9 protein-coding genes are annotated in these 6,580 nt (G+C 72.1%); 6 read left to right on the forward strand and 3 right to left on the reverse strand.

Going from position 1 to position 6,580, the window contains the following annotated elements; translation table 11 throughout:
• Positions 1 to 4 precede the first annotated feature (4 nt).
• Genes FLV34_RS21880 through trpB form a run of 3 tightly spaced genes read right to left on the reverse strand, consistent with a single transcriptional unit; the run spans position 5 to position 2,774 of the window.
• A complete protein-coding gene (locus FLV34_RS21880) occupies positions 5 to 760 on the reverse strand; it encodes a GntR family transcriptional regulator (RefSeq protein ID WP_142647024.1) in 756 nt (251 codons plus the stop codon).
• On the reverse strand, positions 757 to 1,572 hold the full coding sequence (trpA, locus tag FLV34_RS21885) for a tryptophan synthase subunit alpha (RefSeq protein ID WP_147943930.1): 816 nt from the start codon (positions 1,570 to 1,572) through the stop codon (positions 757 to 759). Before trpA ends, FLV34_RS21880 begins: the two co-directional genes overlap by 4 nt.
• The gene (gene trpB, locus FLV34_RS21890; protein ID WP_205830072.1) at positions 1,569 to 2,774 is read right to left on the reverse strand and encodes a tryptophan synthase subunit beta; all 1,206 of its coding nucleotides are present in this window, start codon (positions 2,772 to 2,774) and stop codon (positions 1,569 to 1,571) included. The genes trpA and trpB overlap by 4 nt, the downstream gene beginning before the upstream one ends.
• Before the next feature lie 190 nt (positions 2,775 to 2,964).
• On the opposite strand from trpB, the gene FLV34_RS21895 reads away from it, so the two are divergent.
• The 6 genes from FLV34_RS21895 to FLV34_RS21915 form a co-directional block, all read left to right on the forward strand.
• Entirely contained in the window at positions 2,965 to 3,345 is a 381-nt protein-coding gene (locus tag FLV34_RS21895; protein ID WP_147943931.1) for a PLDc N-terminal domain-containing protein, read from the forward strand.
• 300 nt (positions 3,346 to 3,645) lie between these two features.
• Positions 3,646 to 4,302, forward strand: coding sequence for a maleylpyruvate isomerase N-terminal domain-containing protein (locus FLV34_RS21900; protein WP_142647027.1), 657 nt, complete (start codon positions 3,646 to 3,648; stop codon positions 4,300 to 4,302).
• Positions 4,303 to 4,322: 20 nt separating this feature from the next.
• Positions 4,323 to 4,655: a hypothetical protein gene (locus FLV34_RS40620; protein WP_168065766.1), complete on the forward strand. Its 333-nt coding sequence runs from the start codon at positions 4,323 to 4,325 to the stop codon at positions 4,653 to 4,655.
• On the forward strand, positions 4,610 to 4,975 hold the full coding sequence (locus FLV34_RS21905) for an NAD(P)-dependent oxidoreductase (RefSeq protein ID WP_222709579.1): 366 nt from the start codon (positions 4,610 to 4,612) through the stop codon (positions 4,973 to 4,975). The genes FLV34_RS40620 and FLV34_RS21905 overlap by 46 nt, the downstream gene beginning before the upstream one ends.
• 943 nt (positions 4,976 to 5,918) lie before the next feature.
• Positions 5,919 to 6,221 carry a hypothetical protein gene (locus FLV34_RS21910; protein ID WP_147943932.1) on the forward strand — a complete coding sequence of 101 codons (303 nt, stop codon included), beginning with the start codon at positions 5,919 to 5,921 and terminating at the stop codon, positions 6,219 to 6,221.
• On the forward strand, positions 6,200 to 6,580 hold a 381-nt coding region (locus FLV34_RS21915), incomplete at its 3' end, for a hypothetical protein (protein ID WP_222709580.1). The genes FLV34_RS21910 and FLV34_RS21915, both read left to right, overlap by 22 nt.

Consider the following 6,580-nt stretch of genomic DNA (forward strand, 5'->3'; position numbering starts at 1 on the left):
CGATTCAGCTGGTGGCGCCCCAGGTGAGGGACAGGCCGGTGGCGGCGCGTTCGGTGCGGATCTCCATCATGCTGCCGAGGATGGTGGCGTGGTCGGACACCACGGGCGTGGCGTCGAGGGTGTAGGTGATGCGGGTGCTGACGAGCACCGGGCTGCCCGGCGGCTCGTGGAGGTGGCGGGCGGCGGCGGCGTCGAGCAGGCCGGGCCGCACCACCTCGGACGCGCGTGCGACCGTCACCCCCGCGTCGGCGAGGGCCGTGTAGAGGGAGACGACGGTGAAGTCGCGGTCGCGGATCCGGTCGGCCACCGGCCGGCGGACCCACGACACCTGATGTACGGCGGGGCGTCCCTCGAACTCCCGGACCCGCTCCAGCCGCAGCGCGCTCTCGCCGGGACGCAGCCGCAGCTCGGCGGCGATCCGGGCGGGGGCCCGGCGCACCGCCCGCCCGGCCACCGAGGTGCGTACGTCGTGGCCCTGTTTGCGCAGGTCGTCGACGAGGCTGCGGAGCGAGTCCAGCTGGTATGCCAGGTGGGGCGGGGCGACGAACGTGCCCTTGCCGGGTTGCTGCACGATCAGCCGTTCGTCGCTGAGCTGCCGCAACGCCTGGCGCAGCGTCATGAGGGTCACCCCGTAGGAGGCGCTCAGCTCGCGCTGCGGCGGCAGGGCCTCCCCCGGGGCGTAGTGTCCCGACCGGATCTTCGCGGCGAGGTCGGCGGCGATGGCGCGGTATCTCGCCTCGTGCCCGGCGTCGGGGGTCATCGTGGTGGGTCACACTCCTGGTCGAGGGCCTGCCGCAGGGTCGTGAGGAAGACCCGCAGGTCGTCCGGTCCGGCCCCGTCGAGCACCCGCCGCATGACCGCGGCACCGACCACCACGCCGTCGGCGTGCCGGCGGGCTTCGCGTGCCTGGTCCGGGGTGGAGATGCCGAATCCTAGCAAGACCGGCAGGTCGGTGACGCGCCTGATCCGCCCGGTGAGCTCCGCCGCCGAGGCGGCCAGGACGGCCCGCTCACCGGTGGTGCCCATCAGGGACACCGCGTAGACGAACCCGCGGCTGTGGCGCGCGATCTCCGCCAGCCGCGGTTGCAGGGTCGCGGGCGAGGCCAGCAGGGCCGGCTCGATCCCGGCGCCGGCGGCGGCGCCGGTCAGCTCGTCCGCCTCGTTCACCGGCAGGTCGGGCACGATCAGGCCGGTGACGCCGGCCCGGCGCAGCGCGGCGCAGAACGCCTCGGGGCCGTCGTGCAGCACCAGGTTGTAGTAGGTGCTGGCGACCAGCGGCACACCCAGGTCCGGCAGTGCGGACAGGTCGTCGAGGATCCGGCGGGTGCTCGCCCCCCGGGCCAGCGCGAGGTCGCTCGCCTGCTGGATGGTGACGCCGTCCAGCGTGGGGTCGGAGAAGGGCAGGCCGACCTCGATCGCGTCCGCCCCGGCGTCGGCGAACGCCCGCAGATGGTCCGTCCAGCCGGGCGCGATCCCCCCGGTGACGTACGGCATGAGCAGCCCGCGGCCGGTGTCGCGGCGGGCGCGCAGGTGGCGTTCGACCGCTCCCGCGGCCAGGGGGGGGTTGGTCACAGCAGCTCCTTCAGGGTGGAGACGTCCTTGTCGCCTCGGCCGGACAACGTCATGAGCACCGTCGATCCCGCGGGGAGCTCGCCGTCGCCCGCCGCGCGGATCACCCAGGCGAGGGCGTGCGCCGACTCGAGCGCGGGGAGGATGCCTTCGGTGCGTGCGAGCCGTACGGCCGCGGCGACCGCCTCGTCGTCGGTCACCGTGACGTAGCGGGCCCGGCCCAGGTCGCGCAGGTGGGCGTGCTCCGGGCCGACACCCGGATAGTCGAGCCCGGGGGCGATGGAGTGCGCCTGGGTGATCTGCCCGTCGCCGTCCTGCAGGAACAGCGAGCGGCAGCCGTGCAGGACGCCGAGCCGGCCGCGGGCCGCCCCGGCGCCGCCCTCCGCCTCGACGCCGACCAGGCGTGCCGCGGTGTCGGCGAATCCGGCGAACGTGCCGGCCGCGTTGGAACCACCGCCGACGCACGCGACCACGTGGTCCGGCACGCCGGTGCGCAGCTCGGCGGCGCACTGCGCGCGGGCCTCGTCGCCGATGACCCGCTGAAACTCCCTGACCATCCAGGGGTACGGATCCGGCCCGACGACCGAGCCGATGCAGTAATGGGAGTCGCCGGTCGCGCCCACCCACGCCCGCATGGCCTCGCTGGTCGCGTCCTTGAGCGTACGGCTGCCCGAGGTCACCGGGATGACCTCGGCGCCCAGCATGCGCATCCGGAAGACGTTCAGCGCCTGCCGCTCGATGTCGCGCTCGCCCATGAACACCGTGGCCTCCAGCCCGAGCAGCGCGGCGGCGGTCGCGGTGGCCACCCCGTGCTGGCCGGCTCCGGTCTCGGCGATCAGCCTGCGCCGTCCCATGCGGACGGCCAGCAGGGCCTGGCCCAGCACGTTGTTGATCTTGTGGGATCCGGTGTGGGTGAGGTCCTCGCGCTTGAGGCAGAGCCGTACGCCCAGCTCGTCCGACAGGCGGAGGGCGGGGGTGAGCGGGGTCGGCCGCCCGGCGTGGACGGCGAGCAGCCGTGCCAGGGCGCCCCGGAACCCCGGATCGGCCCAGGCCTCCCGGAACGCCTCGCCCACCTCACGGCACGCCTCCACCAGGGACTCCGGCGCGTACCGCCCGCCGTACGCGCCGAACCGGCCCCGCGCTCCGGGCACGCCCATCGTCCCGTCGGGCGGGGCCGCCTCACCCCACGTCAGCACATCTCGCATGTCATGCTCCTATCGTTCTATAACTCCTCGAAGAGTTCTATAACAGTGAGTGTGACACGGGCACGTGCGGGCGCGCCACCGCGGGGTCCCGGGATTCACCGCATCGGGAAAGATCACGTGTCGGGGAAAGGCCCGTCAGCCGAAGATCGGAGCCGCTACGCTCTGCGCGTCTGAAACTGGAGGATTCGGGATGCCCCTCTTATATGGCGGGTTCGGTCTGGTTCTGCTCGCCTTGTGGATCTTCTGTCTGCTCGACGTGATCGTCACGGCGGAGGAGGACTGCCGGAACCTGCCCAAGGGGGCGTGGATCCTGATCGTCCTGTTACTTCCCGAGGTCGGGTCGATCCTGTGGCTGCTCGCGGGCCGGCCGCAGACCGTGACGCGGCCCGGCGGGCTGCCGTACAGGGGCAACACCGGGAGCTTCCCCGAGTACGACCGGCCGGGCCGGTTCGTCCCCTCCAACCCGGACGACGACGAGGACTTCCTCCGCCGCTGCCGGGAGCGGGCCGAGGAACAGCGTCGCGCCTACCGCGAGCAGCAGCGTCAGGCCGAGGGGAACCAGGACCAGTAGAGGCGGACGGTCTCACGGTGCCGGCGGGTCTGCGGGCCTGCCCTGACGTCCGCCGGTTTTCGCGGCACCGGCAGTTCCCCAGGCCCGGCCCCGACGGTCGCCGGTTTCATGGCGGCGGCATCGTTCGGGACTTCGGTGCCGGGCGAGCCCCGGGGCGCCCTCGACGGCCGCCGGTCTCATGGCGACACGGTTGGAACCGGCGGGAACCGCGGCCGGGTGCCGGCTGTCGCGTGCCGTGCACGCGAACAGGCCGCCCGAATGCGGTTGTCCGCCGTCGGGGCACCGCACTACCGTGCCGGTGTGGATCTCTTCGCCCACTCGTGGACGGCGCTGCGCAGGGCGGTCGCCGAACTGCCGGACGAGGACTTCGCGCGGCCGTCCGGATGTGCCGGCTGGCTCGTGCGGGACCTGGTGTGCCATCTGGTGATCGATGCTCAGGACGTCCTGATCACCCTGGCGACCCCGGAGGAGAAGGAACCGACCCGTGACGCGGTGACCTACTGGGAGGTCTCGGCGACGCCGCCGACCGGCGACGATCCGCTCGACGCGCTGATCGTCCGGCTGGCCGCCGCCTACGAGGAACCTCGGCTGCTGAAGTTCCACCTCGACGACGTCGGCTCCGCCGCGGGCCGTGCCGCGGGGCTCGCCGACCCGCGACTCCGGGTCGGCACCCGGGGCGAGGTTCTCACCGCCGGCGACTACCTTTCGGCGTACGTCCTGGAGTGGACGCTGCACCACCTCGACCTGATCGCGCACCTCCCTGGTGTGGCCGGGCCGCCCGCCGAGGGGCTCGCCCGGTCGCGCGAGATGCTGGAGAAGATCGTCGGCGCCGCCTTCCCCGCGTCGTTCTCCGACACGGACGCGTTGCTGGTCGGCACCGGACGGCGTGCCCCGGCCGAGGCCGAGAAGGCGGCACTCGGCGACCTGGCCGCAAGGCTTCCCTTCGTACTCGGCTGATCGACTCGAGGGGAGAAGCTGTGCATGCGCCCAAAACCAGCATCATGGTGCTGGCCGGATTTTTCGTGCTCTCATGTACGACCGCTGAGCCCCGGCCGTCCGGGCCCTTGCATTCTCTGGACAGGCGGCAGGCATGCATCGAAGCGCCCAATCCGAGTGATGAAAAAGCCGTCCAGTGCTACCCGTTGAACCTCCGGCGGGTAGCCGATCACGCCGCGACACGGGCTGCCTGGGCCGACCGGGTGGACTTCACCGACTTCGACGCCTTCGACGAGTCCGCGCTGATCGCCGAGACCGCACCAGTGACGTGGTCTCCCTGCATCTGCCACTCACTCCCCAGACCCGAGGGCTGATCGGGCGGGCGGAGCTGGCGCTGATGCGTCCGCGGTCGATCCTGCTGAACACCGCCCGGGGCGGGATCGTCGACGAGCAGGCCCTGGCCGACGCGCCGCGCGACCCCGCACATCCGCTCGCGGCAGCCGCTGTCGACACCTTCGAGCACGAGCACGCCGCCTTCACCTCGCCACTCTTCGGCCTCCCCAACGTCCTGCTGACCCCGCATGTCGCCGGGATGATCAGGAACGCCATGGCCACGGCAGCTCTCCGCTGCGCGGACCACATCGCGGCCCTGCTCGCCGACCGCCCGGACGGCGTACCCGTGGTGACCGTGTAACAGTCGCCCTCAATGCGACAGTCCCGCCGCCCACATGTCGGACGACTGACTGCCCGTCTGCGTGGCACCTCGGAGATTGGCGATTGCGGCCGGGAACAGCGCATCCCCGATCTGCGCCCACGCTGCGTGAGGCACGACCTCGAATCCTGTCCGCGGCCATGGAGAAGTGGGCCAGGCCCACACGCGCCTGGCCGTTGGCGGATCCTGTCTGGCTCGCGTCGGGCGCAAGGTCGTCGCTGCGTACGGCTTCGTCCCGGGCGGCAGCATGCCGTTCAGCTCCTCGGGATGGGGTCCGCCCCTCAGATGACATCGATCTGTTCAGCTCTCGTCGCGGCCTCCCGCTGAAGCCCAAGCCGGCCCGGCGCCAGGCACACCCCGGCACGCCCGTGTTTTTTCGGGGCTACCTGAGGCTCCAGCCATTCGCTTCGCACAGTTGCCACTCGCTCACGGACTGTGAGAAAATCCATACGTCAGTTCGAATCGAGCGAGGGAGGTGTGATGGATCCGTTCGGTATCGATCCTGAGCGCCTTCGTCATTCGAACACTCCTGATGACGGCTGGTGGGACCGTCTGATCGCCAATTCGCCGCTGTGGTCCTCTGATGGCTCGTCCGCCCGCGAGCCCTTCCCGATCATCAACTTCGAGCCCCGGCAGCGCACAGGTGCGCCCAGCAGCGGTAGCACCACCAGCCCAGGCACCGAGACCACGGACGGCCCAGGCACCCATACTGACGGCGCGGATGCCACGCGTTGGGCTGCCGCCGGTGCGGCTGCCGCTGGTGTGAACGACACTGGCGCGGATGCCACCCATGGGAATGCTGACGGTGAGGACGCCGCTGGCGCGGATGCCGCGCGTGGGACTGCCGACAGCGTGGATGCCACGCGTGGAGCTGCCGCCGAGGCGAATGCCGCCGGCACGAACGGCGCTGGCGCGAATGCCGCGCGTGGAGCTGCCGATCGTGCGGCTGCTGCTGGCGTGGACGGCGCTGGAGCGGATGCCGCTGGCACGAATGCCGCGCGTTGCGCCGCCGACAGCGCGGGATCTGACGCGGGTGCCGCCCGTGGGGATGCCGCTGGCGCGAATGGCGCTGGCGCGGGCGGCCCGGGTGCGGGTGCGGGTGCTTCCGAGGGTGTGGGTGGGCGTGATCGTGGCCGGGGTCGTGGTCGTGGTCGTGGTCGGGGTGGTGTGCGGTCGTCGTGGGTGGTGGTGGGGTCGGTTCGTGAGGTGGCCCAAGAGCTGGCGCTGACCCCGCTGCCCGACGACGTGGACATGTGCCTTGCCGAGGCGGAGGAGTTGCTGTTCGCCCGGGATCGGATCACCTGCGCCCTGGCCGATCGGGTGGGGCGGGTGCATCGTGCGGGGCAGGCCAGGCAGCACGGCCATGCCTCCACCCGCTGCTGGTTGCGCACCAGTGGGGGGATGACGGTGGGCGGTGCGGGCCGCCTGCTCACCCTCGGCGCGGAACTGCCCCGCCTCCCCGTCGTGCGGGAGAAGTTCGCCACGGGTGAGCTGGCGGCGGGGGTGGTGGAGGCCATCTGCGCCGCCGTGGCCGGACTAACCGACGAGCAAGCCACCCTGGCGGAGCCGATCCTGGTGGACCTGGCC

This window comes from Microbispora sp. CSR-4 (assembly GCF_008033685.1).
Taxonomy (GTDB): domain Bacteria; phylum Actinomycetota; class Actinomycetes; order Streptosporangiales; family Streptosporangiaceae; genus Microbispora.

Excerpts from the sequence above, each read along its gene's own strand:
- FLV34_RS21880 (WP_142647024.1), bottom strand. The coding sequence starts at position 760 with ATGACCCCCGACGCCGGGCACGAGGCGAGATACCGCGCCATCGCCGCC.
- trpB (WP_205830072.1), bottom strand. The coding sequence starts at position 2,774 with ATGCGAGATGTGCTGACGTGGGGTGAGGCGGCCCCGCCCGACGGGACG.
- FLV34_RS21895 (WP_147943931.1), top strand. The coding sequence starts at position 2,965 with ATGCCCCTCTTATATGGCGGGTTCGGTCTGGTTCTGCTCGCCTTGTGG.